A 14068-nucleotide genomic window follows, 5' to 3' on the forward strand; every position below is an offset into this window, starting at 1 on the left:
AACTACCGGTAATTCGCGATTGACGCGATCGAACGAGTCCGTTTCGACGGGAGCAGCGCCTTAGCAGGAAAAACGAAGTAGCCGTCTCGAGTCGCGTCGAGCGACGCGCCTTCGAGACGATGTACGCGGCCGCCGGTCCGACGGTGTCGACTGGGGCGGAGGGCTGTCGGTCAGTTCCGGTACAACTGCGAACCGTCAGCGGTCGCACCGGGTACCATCCAGCGATCCGCGCGAGATCACTCGAGGTCGAACCGATCGAGCGTCATCACCTTGTTCCACGTGTCGACGAAGTCGTGTACGAACTGCTCCTCGCCGTCTTCGGAACCGTATACTTCAGCGATTGCCCGGAGCCGGGAGTTCGAGCCGAAGAGGAGGTCCACGCGGCTTCCCGTCCACTCGACCTCGCCCGTGTCGCGGTCGCGAAGCTCGAAGATCTCTTCGTCGTCGGAGACCGCTTCCCACTCGTAGCCCATGTCGAGGACGGTCTCGAAGAAGTCGTTGCTCAACGTCTCCGGCTCGTCGGTGAAGACGCCGAGGTCGGAGTCCTGGTAGTTCGCGTTCAGCGCGCGCATGCCGCCGACCAGCGCCGTCATCTCGGGCACCGAAAGCGTCAGCAGATCGGCCCTGTCGACCAGCAACTCCTCCGGCGTGCGGTCGAGCACGTCACCCTCGGTGTAGTAGTTTCGGAACCCGTCGGCGTCGGGCTCGAGCCACTCGAAGGACTCGACGTCGGTCTGGTCCTGGGTGGCGTCGGCACGACCCGGTTCGAACGGAACCGCCACGTCGTAGCCGGCGTCGGCCGCCGCCTTCTCGACGGCCGCACAGCCGCCCAGCACGATCAGGTCGGCCAGCGACACCCTGACGTCGTCGGACCGCGACCCGTTGAACTCCTCCCGGATCTCTTCGAGCACCGAAAGCACCGTCGCGAGCTCTTCGGGCTCGTTGACTTCCCAGTTTTTCTGTGGTTCGAGGCGGATGCGGGCACCGTTTGCGCCCCCGCGTTTGTCGCTGTCGCGGTAGGTCGACGCCGACGCCCAGGCGGTCTTGACCAGCTGGGAGACGGATAGCTCCGACTCGAGGACCTCCGTTTTGAGTTCGGCGATCGCTTCGTCGCCGATCAGTTCGTGGTCGACGTCGGGGATGGGGTCCTGCCACGAGAACTCCTCGTCCGGGACCTCGGGTCCGAGATACCGCTGCTTCGGACCCATGTCGCGGTGAATCAGCTTGAACCACGCTTTGGCGAAGGCCTCCTCGAGCTCTTCCGGATTCTCGTGGAAGCGCTTTGCGATCTCGCGATAGTCCGGATCCTCCTTGAGCGCGAGGTCCGTCGTGAGCATCATCGGAGTCTGGCTCCCCTCCGGATCGTGAGCGGCCGGTACAGCGTCCTGTGCCTCCTCGTCGACCGGCGACCACTGGGAGGCACCGGCGGGGCTCTCGTCGAGTTCCCACTCGTAGTTGAACAGGTTGTCGAGGAAGTCGTGGTTCCACTCGATCGGCGTCTCGGTCCACGGACCCTCGAGCCCGCTGGTGATCGTGTCGTCGCCCTTGCCGGTTCCGTACTCGCTCTCCCAGCCCAGCCCCTGCTGTTCGATGGGGGCTCCTTCGGGGTCCGGGCCGAGGTTGTCGTCGGGGGCAGCGCCGTGCGTCTTCCCGAACTCGTGGCCGCCGGCGATGAGCGCGACCGTTTCCTCGTCGTTCATCGCCATGCGGTCGAACGCCTGACGGATATAGTCCGCAGCCTCCTCCGGATCCGGGTTTCCGTCCGGCCCCTCCGGATTCACGTAGATGAGGCCCATGTGGTCGGCGGCGAGGTCGCCCTGGAGGTTCCCCTCCTCGTCGTGGCGGTCGGAGCCGAGCCACTCCTCCTCGGGACCCCAGTCGACGGCCTCGTCGGGCTCGAAGTCGTCCTCGCGCCCGCCGGCGAAGCCGTACGTCTCGAAGCCCATCGACTCGAGCGCGACGTTCCCGGCCAGAACCAGCAGATCGGCCCACGAGAGTTTGCGGCCGTACTTCTGCTTGACCGGCCAGAGCACCCGCCGAGCCTTGTCGAGGTTGATGTTGTCCGGCCAGCTGTTGAGGGGTGCAAACCGCTGTCTGCCGCCGGAGGCACCGCCGCGCCCGTCGCTGGTGCGATAGGTGCCCGCGCTGTGCCAGGCCATTCGAATGATCAGCGGCCCGTAGTGGCCGTAGTCGGCCGGCCACCACTCCTGAGACGTCGTCAGCGCCTCCTCGACGTCCGCTTTTACTTCGTCGAGGTCGAGTTTCTCGAACTCCTCGGCGTAGTCGAACTCCTCGCCCATCGGATCTACCGGGCGAGCGTTCTGATCGAGAATCTTCAGGTTCAGCTTTTCCGGCCACCAGTCGTGATCAGAGCCAGTCATCACCCGGCAATTGTTACGTTACCATATTAAGATTGTCTAAATCGGAAACGATGTATTCGTAAGAACGCAATTGATCTTTCGGATTTGAGAAATTCTATTTGTTCTGAACGCGCGCTACGTGCTATCGGACCACCGAGAGAAACTCCGGTAGCGGGGGCCGACCGAGCCGGCTTCCCGAGATATCGCGAGTGAACCACCGACGGCGGAACCCCGCGAACTGACGCGACGGGTGCACCGGTTTCGGTCGGGACTCTCCGGGAGAATCGCGTCCGAGCGAGTCGGCCGGTACGTGTTCCGTCGACGACTCGATCACACTCGAGCGCGTATCGTCCCGCGCTCGAAAATCAAAGTTGCTATGACCCCCTCGCCCCCTCGAATGTACATAAGATGGTACGTGCCAGCGTTATCGGCTGTGGTAACATGGGGAGCGCCCTCGTCAGAGGTCTCTCGCGGACCGGGAAACACGAGATAATCGCGTACGACGTGGACCCGGAGGCGCTCGCCGCGATCGAGGCCGACTGTGCGGAGACGACCGAGGACATCGAACGGGCGACCGAGCCGGAAATCGTCTTCGTCGCCGTCAAACCCGGACTCGTCGACGACGTCGTGACCGATCTCGATCTCTCTCCGTCACAGACGCTCGTCTCGATCGCCGCCGGCGTGACGACCGATTTCATCGCCGAGCGAACCGAGGCGACGGTCGTTCGGCTGATGCCGAATCTGGCGGCCGAAACCGGCGACATGGCGGCGGCCGTCACCGGCTCGCAGATTCCCGAAGCGGTCGAGGCGATGCTCGGTGACGTCGGCGAGTTCGTCGAGGTCGACGAGAGCCGGATGGACGTCGCGACGGCGGTCAACGGTAGCGGCCCCGCGTTCGTCTTCTACCTGATCGGCGCGATGACCGACGCCGGCGTCGAGGCGGGCCTCGAGCCGGACGACGCCGAGACGCTCGCCGCCCAGACGTTCAAGGGGGCGGCCGAGACCGTCCTTCGCTCGGATCGGGACGTCGAGGAACTGATCGACGCCGTCTGCTCGCCGAAGGGGACGACGATCGAGGGCATGGAGGTCCTCTGGGACAGCGAGGCGGACGAAGCGGTCGCGGCCGCTGTGGCCGCAGCGGAACGGCGTTCCGCTGAACTCGCAGCGGAGTTTACCGATGAGTGACGGCGTCGAGGTGGGGTCCGCCGAGGAAGCCCGTCGGCTCGCGAGCGCGGCCGAGCGGGTCGTCGTCAAAGCTGGCACGAACTCCCTCACCGACGAGACGTCCAATCTCGACGACGACAAACTCGACAAACTCGTCGACGACGTCGTCTACCTCCTGGAGCAGGGCAAGGAGGTGTTGCTCGTCTCTTCCGGTTCGATCGGTGCGGGGAAAGGGCGCGTCGGCTACACCGACGAGACGGTCGAGGAGTCACAGGCGCTGTCGACCGTCGGACAGTCCCACCTGATGCACCGCTACACCGAGAGCTTCGCGCGCTACGATCGGAAGATCGCCCAGATTCTGCTCACTCAGAACGACCTCGACAACCCCGACCGGTTCACCAACTTCAAAAACACCGTCGAGACGCTGCTCGAGTGGGACATCGTCCCGATCATCAACGAGAACGACGCGGTCGCCACCGAGGAGATCCGCATCGGCGACAACGATATGCTCTCGTCGTCGGTCGCGATCGGCGTCGACAGCGATCTGCTCGTCACGCTGACGGACGTCGGCGGCGTCTACACGAGCAATCCGAAAGAGGATCCGTCGGCCGAGCGCATCGAGGCCGTCGGGCGAAACTACGGCGCGGTCCAGAAGCTCGTCGACGACAGCTCGACGGCGAGATTCGGCGGCATCCAGACGAAAGTCTCGGGTGCGCGGACGGTGAGCGAACACGGCATCCCCGCCATCATCGCCAAATCCACCGAGGAGGACGTCCTCGAGAAGATCGTAGCCGAGAAGGCGGTAGGGACAATATTCCTCCCAACGAACGGTGTAATCGATGACTGAGAAAGCCACCGAAACCAAAGTCGAGGAGGCACAGACCGCGGCGCTCGAGCTCGCGAAGTGCTCGGACGAGGTGCGTTCGGACGCGCTGTACGCCATCGCGGAGGCGATCGACGCGCGCCGCGACGAGATCCTCGAGGCCAACGAGGCGGACGTCCGCGAGGCCGAGGAACTGCTCGAGGCCGGCGAGTACACCCAGGCGCTGGTCGACCGGCTCGAACTCTCCCCGTCGAAGCTCGAGAGTATCACGGACATGGTCACGAGCGTCGCCGAGCAGGACGATCCGCTGGGCACGACCCGGACCGCCCGCAAACTCGACGAGGGGCTCGAACTCTACAAGCAGACGGTTCCGATCGGCGTCGTGGGAACGATCTTCGAGTCCCGCCCCGACGCGCTCGTTCAGATCGCCGCACTCGCGCTCAAGTCGGGGAACGCGGTCATCTTGAAAGGCGGCAGCGAGGCCAGCGAGTCCAATCGGATTCTCTTCGAGATCATCCGCGAGGCGACGACGAACGTGCCCGACGGCTGGGCGCAGCTGATCGAGGCGCGGGCGGACGTCGACGCGCTGCTCGAGATGGACGACGCGATCGACCTCGTCATGCCGCGTGGCAGTTCGGCGTTCGTCAGCTACATTCAGGACAACACGAGCATCCCCGTGCTCGGCCACACCGAGGGCGTCTGTCACGTCTACGTCGACAGCGAGGCGGACCTGGAGATGGCGACGGAGATCGCCTACGACGCGAAAGTCCAGTATCCGGCGGTCTGTAACGCCGTCGAGACGCTGCTGGTCCACGCGGACGTCGCCGAAGCGTACCTCCCCGAGGTCGTCGGTCGGTACGAGCAGGCGGACGTCGAACTGCGCGGCGACGAGGCGACCCGCGGGATCGTCGACGTCGAGGCCGCGAGCGAGGAGGACTGGTCGACGGAGTACGGCGACCTGATCCTCTCGATCCGCGTCGTCGATTCGCTCGAGGCGGCGCTCGAGCACATCAGCACCTACGGCTCGAAACACACCGAGTCGATCGTCACCGACGACGCCGATCGCGCGGCGACCTTCATGCGGAGTCTCGACTCCGCGAGCGTCTTCCACAACGCCTCGACCAGGTTCAGCGACGGCTACCGCTTCGGCCTCGGCGCGGAGGTCGGGATCAGCACGGGCAAGATCCACGCGCGCGGCCCCGTCGGGCTCGAGGGCCTGACGACCTACCAGTACTACCTCGAGGGCGACGGCCAGCTGGTCGGCACGTACGCGGGGGCGGACGCAAAAGAGTTCAGCCACGAGGAGTTCGACGGTTCGTGGACGCCCGGATCGCGTTCGGAGTGAGTTCGGGGATAGACGATTCGCGTACGGCGGCGGCGCAGTTACTCCTCTTCTTCGGGCGTATCCGCCACGTCGCCGTCGGTGCGGCGACTCACGTCGACCTGGTAGTTTTCGAGGATGTCTCGGCCGAGGATGACGGGGTAGTCCATGTGGCTGCGGTCTTCGACGCTCGCCGTGACGGTGTGCTGGTTGCCGCCGACGCCGACGACGACGTCGACGACGGGCCGGCTCTTTGCAGTCTTGCTGCTGCCGGATCTGACCCGGGTTATCGACTTGATCGGGCCGGCGCCGATGTCGGCGGCGAGGGCGGTGTCGATGCTCGTTCGCGTCGCGCCGGTGTCGGACTTCGAGACGACGGACTTCGAGCCGGCGGTCCCCGAGAGGACGACCTCCTCGGTGTAGCCGATCACGGCCGGTTCGACGTCCGGCTGGGTCGTCTGGGGCGGTAGCGCCGTTGGCTGGGAGTCGTCGAGCACCGTCGAGAGCTTCCCGACGTACTCGTCGTCGACCTCGCCCCCGGCGCGTTCGATCGCGACCTTCGCGATGTACGGCGCCGGGCTCACCCGCGTCGCCTCGTACAGCCCCTTGAACCCGGCCGTCGGGTTGACCTCGAGGACGAACCAGCCCTCGTCGCTCTCGACGAGGTCGACGCCCGCGTAGTCGAGGTCGATTGCGGCGGCTGCGCGCTGGGCCATCTCTCGGGCCTCGGCGGGGAGGTCGTCGGTCGCGTTCTCGACCGATCCGCCGAGTGCGACGTTCGTCCGCCAGTCGTTGTCGGGCGCGTAGCGGTACATCGCGGCGATCACTTCCCCGTCGACGACGTAGACGCGCACGTCGCGGTGACGGACGCCGTCCTGGTCGATGAGTTCCTGGAGGAACGCGTAGCGGTTGCCGACTTTCGCGTTGATCGGGTCGGTGGGGCCGACCTTCCACGTTCCGCCGCCGTGGGTTCCGATCGCCGTCTTGTAGACCGCCTCCTCGCCGTAGCGTTCGCGTACCGCGTTCAGCTTGTCGCTACTGAGCGCCAGAGTCACGTCCGGCGTCCGGACGTCGTTGGCCGCGAGCGTCGTCGCCGTCGAGAGCTTGTGGATCGCCGTCAGCACCGACGTGGGCTCGTTGAGCATCGGCACGAGCTGTGCGAAGGTGTTCGCCAGTCCGAGCTCCTCGGCGGGTTGTTCGGTGTTCGATAGCAGCATCCGGTTGGCGATTACGTCGACCGACGGCTCGAGGACGACGCTGCCGTCCGTAACGCTGATCGACGTGTTCTCGGTTCGGAGCCACTCGGTATCGTGGCCGAGGTCTTCGACGGCGTTGAGAATCGCCTTCGTCTCCTTGCTCGTGTGCAAACTCAGTACCCCGACGGTAACGGGATCGGTGACGCTCATACGGGATAAACGCCGACCGATCGGATAAGTATTCTCAGTTGATCGTACGCAGGCGACCCCTTGCGCTCGTTCGGCGGGCAACGTTAGCCGAGAACGGAGCGCACGTCCCGCACGTCGACGAGCCCGCTGGCGACCGCGAGCACGGCCCACGTGACCGTTCCGAGCGCGATCGCGCCGAAGAGCATCGGAACGCTCGAGATCATCGGCGTCACCAGCAACACGGCGACGGCCATTCCACCGGTGATCGTTCCGATCAGGACCATCGATCGCGCGAGTCTCGCGACTCGCAGCGAGAGTTCGACGTGGACGATGTAGAGGTTCACCGCGACGTACACCGAGTGGGTCAGAACGGTCGCGATCGCCGCTCCGATCACCCCCATCGTCGGAATGAGCACGAGATTGAGCCCGAAGTTCGCCGCCGCGGTTCCCCCCTTCGCGATGGCTCGAGCGCGAGCGCGCCCCAGGTAGTCGAGACTGTCGCTCGTCAGGTTGGTGATCGCCTGCAACACGACGAAACCCGCGAGGATCTGTAACACCGGAACCGCCCCCGCGTAGTCGCCGCCGAACACCATCGTGATGAACGGGTCGGCCACGATGACGAGCCCCGTCGCGGCGGGGACGTACACCAGCATCGTGTGCGTCAGCGACGTCTCGTAGATTCGTCTGGCCTGCTCGAGTTTCCCGGACGCCTTCTGTTCGCCGAAGTTCGGCGAGATCGTGAACCCGAGCGACTCTGCGGGGGCGAGGACGAAGTCCGTGATCTGCTTTCCCAGCGTGTAGAAGGCGACCGCCGCAGGCGTGAGAAACACCCCGACCAGCACCGTGTCGATCTGTTTGTCGACGACGTTTGCGCTCCGGGTCGCCGTCAGGGGGACGCTGTACTCGAGTAATCGCCGCGACAGGCCGGACTCGTACTCGTCGGCCGGTTCGTACCGACGGTAGAACCGTTCGTAGAGGATCGCCAGCCCGACGGCGGCGGCGATGGCGTAGCCGACGACGTACCCGAACAGCGCGCCGAGAGCACCGAACCCCGCGAGGACGAACGCGACGGCGAAGACGAGCCTGAAGAGGCCGCTGATGGCCTGAATCGCCGCACTGTACTCCAGTTCGTTGAACCCCTGAAAGGAGATCTGCGCGAAGACGTTAAACGAGTTGGCGACGATGTAGATGACGCCGGCGGCGAGAAACGGTGCTGCACTCGGATCGCCCAGACGGACGGCGATCCGCTCGTAAAACACCAACAGGAGGACCGAGACGATCCCGATGATCACCAGCTTGAACGCAACGGTCGACCGGAGCAGGTGGGGAATCTGGCCCGGATCCGTCTCGTTGTACTCGGAAATGTACCGCGCGGCGGACTTTCCCAGCCCGAGGTCCGCAAACAGCTGGACGACGGCCAGGATGCCGATCGCCCAGTACAGCGCGCCGTAGCCGTCCGGATCCAGCAGGTAGCGAGCGAGGACGAACATCAACAGCGCGCTCGAGAGCATGTAGATCGCTCGAGCGACGAGCGTCGCCTTGAACCCCCGAACGATGTGGTCTCGCGTACTCATGGCTCACGTCCCGGCGGCGACGAAATCGACGCGACCGCCGACGACGAGTCACTGCTTCGGTTATCGAAGTCGCCAATTGTAATGCGGGCACAACGGTCGCGTATCCTCGGCCAACGCTCGAGTACGTCGCCACTGTGGGACGGCGCTTCCCGCTTCGAGTCTGGGATCGACCGCACCGGTTGGTACGGGAGGACTACCGGAACCGTATCCGCTTCGTTCGAGCCCAAGCCGTGTTGGATCGACCGCTCGCAGCGGACGATCCCCCGGCCGTCAGCCCGTTCGACGGAAAAGCCGATTGCTTCGGATCGGGAGAGGAGACCGCCGACAGACGGAACGAACGCGTCCCTGGAGTCGAACGGGCCATCGTTCTCGAGTTCACAGAGAGGAGAAGGGTGTTATTTCAATCCCGACGTTCCATAGTTCACCCAATACCGCCGTATTGAACAAGTCGTTCAATCTCACGAGTAAATTTCTAGAATATCTGTTAGAATTGCTGGACAGCCATTTCGAGTTTTACATTATCTGCCGACACCAACAGTATTTGTCTAGGTATATAGAATATTCCTAGAAATAAAGAACGGATTATAGTCCGCGGCCAAAGCGTTCATATAGTGAGAATATGAACAGTTGTCTGAAAGGATATGACGGAGGGTCTACGATTCGCCGACCGATCTCCCGTAGATTACGGATTCTTTTCGAGTGAAAACCGACGTCGGTCACGTTCGAGGGGGCTATGGTAACTCGGTCGTCTCCCGAACGAACGTCCATCACCGTGTTACACGTCGACGACGAGCCGAGATTTGCCGAGATGGTCGCCGCTCATCTCGAGCGAATCGACGAGCGCATCTCCGTGTTGACGGAACGACAGCCCCGCGAGGCGATGGCACGACTGGATACCGCCGCGGTCGATTGTATCCTGAGCGACTACCAGATGCCCGGCATGGACGGGCTCGAGTTCCTCGAGTTCGTCCGAAACGAACACCCGTCGACTCCGTTCATCCTTTACACCGCGAACTCCTCGACCGAGGTTGCGAGAGACGCCGTCGAGCGCGGCGCGGACGCCTACGTCACGAAGGACGTGGGAACCGGCCAGTTTCTCGCGTTGAGCAAACAGATCGCGACGCTCGTCGACAGGAGTCAAGCGAAACGACGGCTCGCCGTACTCGAGGGGACGTTCGGCTCCGCGAGCGTGGCCGACCCGGACGAAGCGTCCGATTTTGACGGGGACGAGACGGCCGATGTCGACGGCGACCCGTCGTCGGTCGGTCCGACCGAGACCACGAGCACGAGGGTCGTTAGGGCGGTCGCCGAACGCGAGGGGGTCGATCCCGTCGAGCTCTCGCCGCCGCTGTGTCGCGCCGTGGACCCGCAGGCGCTCGACGCGCTCGTTCCAGCGTCCGGCGACGAGTCGGACGGCGGACTCGAGTCGGTAACGTTCACGTACCAGGGGTATACGATCACGGTCTCCGGCGACGGTTCCATCACCGTCGTGGAGTAACCGTCACGTTCGCCGAGCCGAAGCTTCCGTAGGGACCGCTCTCCGTCAGTTCCGGAGGAGCCGAGATCCGTCTGCGGTCCCACCGGGGAATCGTTCCAGCGGATCGTCTCAAAGATACGAGGAGTCCCACCGGGTAGCCTTCCGCTGGTTCCCACAGACGTTACACTCGATCCGTCCCATCGAATCCATCGCGTTGTCCAGCGAGTCGCAGTTTCCACAGAGCCACGCGTACCGCTCCTCCCGGTCTTCGCCGCTGTAGGCGGTGTAAAACGGCGACTTCGATCCGCGGGCGGCCTCGCCGTAGCTGACGTAGACCAGCTCGCCGTCGATCTCGAGTTCGTCGACCGCCCCCCATCCCTCGTCGCCGATCTCGTTCTCGACGTAGACGTTCTCGGTGAACGTCTCCGCGCCGATCTCCACCTCGCGCTGGCCCGCCCGCTCGAAGCCGTGGCTCCGGTAGAACTCGTTTCCACCTTCGTTGTCCTCGAGGACGAAACACTGGATTCGTTCGGCACCCTCCTCGAGGAGTCGTTCGCGCGTTCGAACGAGCAACCGAACGCCGATTCCACCGCCGCGGTGGTCCGGATCGATGTGGAGCCAGAGGAGCCGGCCGGTCCGGTGTTGCTGGCCGACCGCGTCGCTCTGAGAGAAGCCGATCACGTCGCCGTCGCGTTCGACCACCAGCACCAGCGAGTCGTCGTCCGCGAGTTCGTCGGCGAACGACTCCCCGTACCACTCCTCGATCGCATCTTCGACGGTCTCTTCCGCCAGAAAGTCCGTGTAGGTCGAACCGAGCGAGCGGTGGGCGATGGTCCGAACCGCGTCGACGTCCGAGTCGGTAGCCTCGCGTATCTCCATGCACGTCGATAGCACACCATCCTACAAAACGTATGCCCACGACACCGGATTCCGAAGACCCCCCATCCGTCGGCCGAGAAGACAAAGTTCACGTCGCTTCCGCCTCTGAATATCGTATGAACGGCGACGCCTCGAGCGACGAGCCGCCCGACGATCGAACCGGGTCCGATTCCGTCGACGGTGCCTTTACTTACAACGGTGGACGGGTCGATCCCGGCGAGTCGACGAACATTCGGTACAGCATCAGCGAGACGTACCTCGGCGATCCCGTGAAGATCCCCGTAACAGTCATCAACGGGGTACATCCGGGTCCTACCGTCTTTCTCTCCGCGGCGGCACACGGCGACGAACTCAACGGGATCGAGGTCGTCCGCGAAGTCGCCCACGACTGGGATCACTCCGAACTGTGCGGAACGTTGGTCTGTCTCCCCGTGATGAACGTTCCCGGCTTTCTCGCCCAGGAACGATACCTTCCGATCTACGACCGAGACCTCAATCGCTCGTTTCCCGGCCGCGAGGGGTCGACCAGCGCCCGGCGGATGGCCCACCGAATCTTCACGAACTTCATCGAGCCCTGCGACCTCGGAATCGACTTTCACACTTCCACGCGCGGGCGGACGAACATGTTGCACGTCCGCGCCGACATGGACGATTCGGTCGTCTCCCGACTCGCCAACGCCTTCAGTTCGAACGTGATCATCGCCGGCGACGGCGCGTCCGGGACGCTGCGGCGCGAGGCCACCGAGTCCGGCGTCCCCACCATCACCGTCGAGATGGGTGAGGCCCACCGCTTCCAGCGACGGCTGATCGACCGCGCGTTGACCGGTGTCGCGAGCGTGCTCGCGGAGTTCGGCTGTCATCCCGACTCGTCGGTCCACTGGCCCGGCTGGCGGACGATCATCGACGACGACGACGAGAAGACCTGGCTGCGCGCCGACGCGGGAGGCATCGTCGACATGAAGCAGGGTCGCGGCGCGCTCGTTGAGGAAGGCGACGTGATCTGTACGATCACGAACCCGTTCAAGGAAGAAGACGAGGTCGTCACCGTCGAGGCACCGTTCACCGGCCTCATCGTCGGCGTCCTCGAGAATCCCGTGGTCTACCCGGGCAATCCGCTGTGTCACCTCGTCGGGCTCTCGTCGGACACGCTCACTGCCCTCGAGCGCGAGCGAACGGCGGAGCGGTCCCTCGCGGATCTCCAGCGAAACTGATCCGACGCGTCGCTCTCGCGCGTCGCTTCGCCGACTCCCGTCCGACGTGCGACCGCTTCGATCGGGCGTCGTTGGTTGCTGACCGGTACTGATTCGACGAAACGCTCGCGTAGAAACCGCAAAAGTAACTTCTATACCCCCGCGGTCTAACCGTCCACATGAGCGTATGAGTCAGTCTTACAATCGCGGCCTCATCGAGGACTTCGGTCGCTGGAAAGAGTTCTCGGCGGGGATGTGGGCGTGGATCTTCCACAAGTTTACCGGGTGGATGCTGATCGGCTACCTGTTTACCCACATCGCGGTGTTGAGTACGGCGATCGGTGCAGCACAGGGAGAGACGGTCGAAGTGTTCGCGGAGGATCTGCCGAACGTCGAGGGAACCGGCCTCACCGAGGTCGACATCTACACGGCGACGCTCGGCGGGCTCGAGGGCCTGTTCATCGTCCGGCTCCTCGAGGTCGGTCTGCTCGCGGTGGCCGTCTTCCACATTCTGAACGGGCTCCGTCTGTTGATGGTCGACCTCGGAATCGGTCTCGAGGCGCAGGACAAGAGCTTCTACGCCTCGCTGATCCTGACGGGAATCATCACCGTCGCCAGCGTGCCGACGTTCATGATGGGGGTGGGCTTCTGATGGCGGAGCGCTACTCGTCGTTCGCACCGGGCGGGACCGCGTGGCTGCTCCAGCGCATCACGGCCGCGTTTCTCGTCGTCGTTCTCGCCTTCCACTTCTTCCAGCTCCACTTCGTCAACCACGCGGCCGAGGTTACGTTCGCCGGGACAGAGGTCCGGATGAGCAACCTCGGTTACTTCCTGACGATGGTGTTGTTCCTGATCGCCGGGGCGTTCCACGGCATCAACGGCGTCTACAACGCCCTCGTCAACCAGGGACTCGAGGGCACCCCAAAGAAGGTAGTGCTCGCGGTCCTGACGATTGCAGGTGTGGGACTCGTCGTCCAGGGTATCTGGGTCGCACTCGCCATGTCGGGCATGATCTACCAATGAGTACGCAACAACAGGAACCGGAGACGCAGGAGGCACCGGAAGACCCCGAGATGAAGGGGGCGGAGTCGCCACAGCAGCGGCGGCTCAAGGAGAAAGAACAGGGGCTGGCCGACGAGGAGTCGGTCGACGAATCCGACCTCGAGGGAGAGACGGTTCACATCAAGGTGTTCCGTTACGATCCCGAGGTCGAAGACAAACAGGAGCCCCGCTTCGACGACTTCCACGTCCCCTTCGAGAAGGGGATGACCGTCCTCGACGCCGTGATGTACGCCCGCGACGAGTACGACTCGTCGCTGACGTTCCGACACTCGTGTCGCCAGGCGGTCTGTGGCTCCGACGCGTTCTTCGTCAACGGAACCCAGCGGCTGGGCTGTAAGACCCAGATCTCCGACCTGGAGCAGCCGGTTCGAATCGAACCGCTGCCCCACCAGGAGGTCGTCAAGGACCTGGTCGTCGACATGGACCACTTCTACGACCAGATGCACGCCGTCGAGCCGTACTTCCAGCAGGAGGACCTGCCGGAGGGCGACCTCGAAGAACAGCGCCAGTCGCGCGAAAACCGCGAGAAGGTCAAGATGTCGACGCGGTGTATCTGGTGTGCGGCCTGTATGTCCTCGTGTAACATCGCGGCCGGCGACAACGAGTACCTTGGCCCGGCGGCGATCAACAAGGCCTACCGCTTTGCGATGGACGAACGCGAAGACGAGGAGATCAAAGAGCACCGACTCCGCATTCTCGAGCAGGAACACGGCGTCTGGCGGTGTCAGACCCAGTTCTCCTGCACCGAGGTGTGTCCGAAAGACATCCCGCTGACCGAGCACATTCAGGAGCTCAAGCGGGAGGCGGTGAAGAAGAACCTGAAGTTCTGGTAA

At 64.0% G+C, this 14068-nt stretch carries 12 protein-coding genes; 8 read left to right on the top strand and 4 right to left on the bottom strand.

The annotated features are described in order from the left end of the window. Positions 1 to 236 precede the first annotated feature (236 nt). Positions 237 to 2381 carry a catalase/peroxidase HPI gene (gene katG, locus EA472_RS13060; RefSeq protein WP_124191957.1) on the bottom strand — a complete coding sequence of 715 codons (2145 nt, stop codon included), beginning with the start codon at positions 2379 to 2381 and terminating at the stop codon, positions 237 to 239. A gap of 387 nt (positions 2382 to 2768) precedes the next feature. On the opposite strand from katG, the gene proC reads away from it, so the two are divergent. From proC to EA472_RS13075, 3 genes are read left to right on the top strand one after another with little or no spacing between them, the layout of a single operon-like run. Continuing rightward, a complete protein-coding gene (gene proC, locus EA472_RS13065; protein ID WP_124191958.1) occupies positions 2769 to 3545 on the top strand; it encodes a pyrroline-5-carboxylate reductase in 777 nt (258 codons plus the stop codon). Continuing rightward, positions 3538 to 4371: a glutamate 5-kinase gene (gene proB / locus EA472_RS13070; protein WP_124191959.1), complete on the top strand. Its 834-nt coding sequence runs from the start codon at positions 3538 to 3540 to the stop codon at positions 4369 to 4371. Before proC ends, proB begins: the two co-directional genes overlap by 8 nt. Further along, positions 4364 to 5692 (top strand): glutamate-5-semialdehyde dehydrogenase, encoded by a 1329-nt coding sequence (locus EA472_RS13075; protein WP_124191960.1) that lies wholly within the window; start codon positions 4364 to 4366, stop codon positions 5690 to 5692. The genes proB and EA472_RS13075 overlap by 8 nt, the downstream gene beginning before the upstream one ends. 38 nt (positions 5693 to 5730) lie before the next feature. Here the strand turns inward: EA472_RS13075 and EA472_RS13080 are convergent, their stop codons facing one another. Further along, positions 5731 to 7074, bottom strand: coding sequence for a RimK family alpha-L-glutamate ligase (locus EA472_RS13080; protein WP_124191961.1), 1344 nt, complete (start codon positions 7072 to 7074; stop codon positions 5731 to 5733). An 83-nt stretch (positions 7075 to 7157) separates the two neighbouring features. Then, positions 7158 to 8627, bottom strand: a complete 1470-nt coding sequence (locus EA472_RS13085) for a flippase (RefSeq protein WP_124191962.1) — start codon at positions 8625 to 8627, stop codon at positions 7158 to 7160. 733 nt (positions 8628 to 9360) lie between these two features. On the opposite strand from EA472_RS13085, the gene EA472_RS13090 reads away from it, so the two are divergent. Then, positions 9361 to 10125 carry a HalOD1 output domain-containing protein gene (locus EA472_RS13090; RefSeq protein ID WP_124191963.1) on the top strand — a complete coding sequence of 255 codons (765 nt, stop codon included), beginning with the start codon at positions 9361 to 9363 and terminating at the stop codon, positions 10123 to 10125. Between the two features lie 108 nt (positions 10126 to 10233). Here the strand turns inward: EA472_RS13090 and EA472_RS13095 are convergent, their stop codons facing one another. After that, positions 10234 to 10983, bottom strand: a complete 750-nt coding sequence (locus tag EA472_RS13095; RefSeq protein ID WP_124191964.1) for a GNAT family N-acetyltransferase — start codon at positions 10981 to 10983, stop codon at positions 10234 to 10236. A 116-nt stretch (positions 10984 to 11099) separates the two neighbouring features. On the opposite strand from EA472_RS13095, the gene EA472_RS13100 reads away from it, so the two are divergent. From EA472_RS13100 to EA472_RS13115, 4 genes are all read left to right on the top strand, one after another. Further along, positions 11100 to 12194, top strand: coding sequence for a succinylglutamate desuccinylase/aspartoacylase family protein (locus EA472_RS13100; protein ID WP_124191965.1), 1095 nt, complete (start codon positions 11100 to 11102; stop codon positions 12192 to 12194). A 166-nt stretch (positions 12195 to 12360) separates the two neighbouring features. After that, positions 12361 to 12825 (top strand): succinate dehydrogenase, cytochrome b556 subunit, encoded by a 465-nt coding sequence (gene sdhC, locus EA472_RS13105; protein WP_124191966.1) that lies wholly within the window; start codon positions 12361 to 12363, stop codon positions 12823 to 12825. After that, complete coding sequence (locus EA472_RS13110; protein WP_124191967.1) at positions 12825 to 13196, top strand: succinate dehydrogenase; 372 nt, start codon at positions 12825 to 12827, stop codon at positions 13194 to 13196. The genes sdhC and EA472_RS13110 overlap by 1 nt, the downstream gene beginning before the upstream one ends. After that, positions 13193 to 14068 (top strand): succinate dehydrogenase/fumarate reductase iron-sulfur subunit, encoded by an 876-nt coding sequence (locus tag EA472_RS13115; protein ID WP_124191968.1) that lies wholly within the window; start codon positions 13193 to 13195, stop codon positions 14066 to 14068. The genes EA472_RS13110 and EA472_RS13115 overlap by 4 nt, the downstream gene beginning before the upstream one ends.

The organism is Natrarchaeobius oligotrophus (genome assembly GCF_003841465.1).
Classification (GTDB): Archaea; Halobacteriota; Halobacteria; order Halobacteriales; family Natrialbaceae; genus Natrarchaeobius; species Natrarchaeobius oligotrophus.

Excerpts from the sequence above, each read along its gene's own strand:
- EA472_RS13115 (WP_124191968.1), top strand. The coding sequence starts at position 13,193 with ATGAGTACGCAACAACAGGAACCGGAGACGCAGGAGGCACCGGAAGAC.
- EA472_RS13100 (WP_124191965.1), top strand. The coding sequence starts at position 11,100 with ATGAACGGCGACGCCTCGAGCGACGAGCCGCCCGACGATCGAACCGGG.
- proC (WP_124191958.1), top strand. The coding sequence starts at position 2,769 with ATGGTACGTGCCAGCGTTATCGGCTGTGGTAACATGGGGAGCGCCCTC.
- EA472_RS13095 (WP_124191964.1), bottom strand. The coding sequence starts at position 10,983 with ATGGAGATACGCGAGGCTACCGACTCGGACGTCGACGCGGTTCGGACC.
- EA472_RS13075 (WP_124191960.1), top strand. The coding sequence starts at position 4,364 with ATGACTGAGAAAGCCACCGAAACCAAAGTCGAGGAGGCACAGACCGCG.
- sdhC (WP_124191966.1), top strand. The coding sequence starts at position 12,361 with ATGAGTCAGTCTTACAATCGCGGCCTCATCGAGGACTTCGGTCGCTGG.
- EA472_RS13080 (WP_124191961.1), bottom strand. The coding sequence starts at position 7,074 with ATGAGCGTCACCGATCCCGTTACCGTCGGGGTACTGAGTTTGCACACG.
- EA472_RS13090 (WP_124191963.1), top strand. The coding sequence starts at position 9,361 with ATGGTAACTCGGTCGTCTCCCGAACGAACGTCCATCACCGTGTTACAC.
- EA472_RS13085 (WP_124191962.1), bottom strand. The coding sequence starts at position 8,627 with ATGAGTACGCGAGACCACATCGTTCGGGGGTTCAAGGCGACGCTCGTC.
- EA472_RS13110 (WP_124191967.1), top strand. The coding sequence starts at position 12,825 with ATGGCGGAGCGCTACTCGTCGTTCGCACCGGGCGGGACCGCGTGGCTG.
- katG (WP_124191957.1), bottom strand. The coding sequence starts at position 2,381 with ATGACTGGCTCTGATCACGACTGGTGGCCGGAAAAGCTGAACCTGAAG.
- proB (WP_124191959.1), top strand. The coding sequence starts at position 3,538 with ATGAGTGACGGCGTCGAGGTGGGGTCCGCCGAGGAAGCCCGTCGGCTC.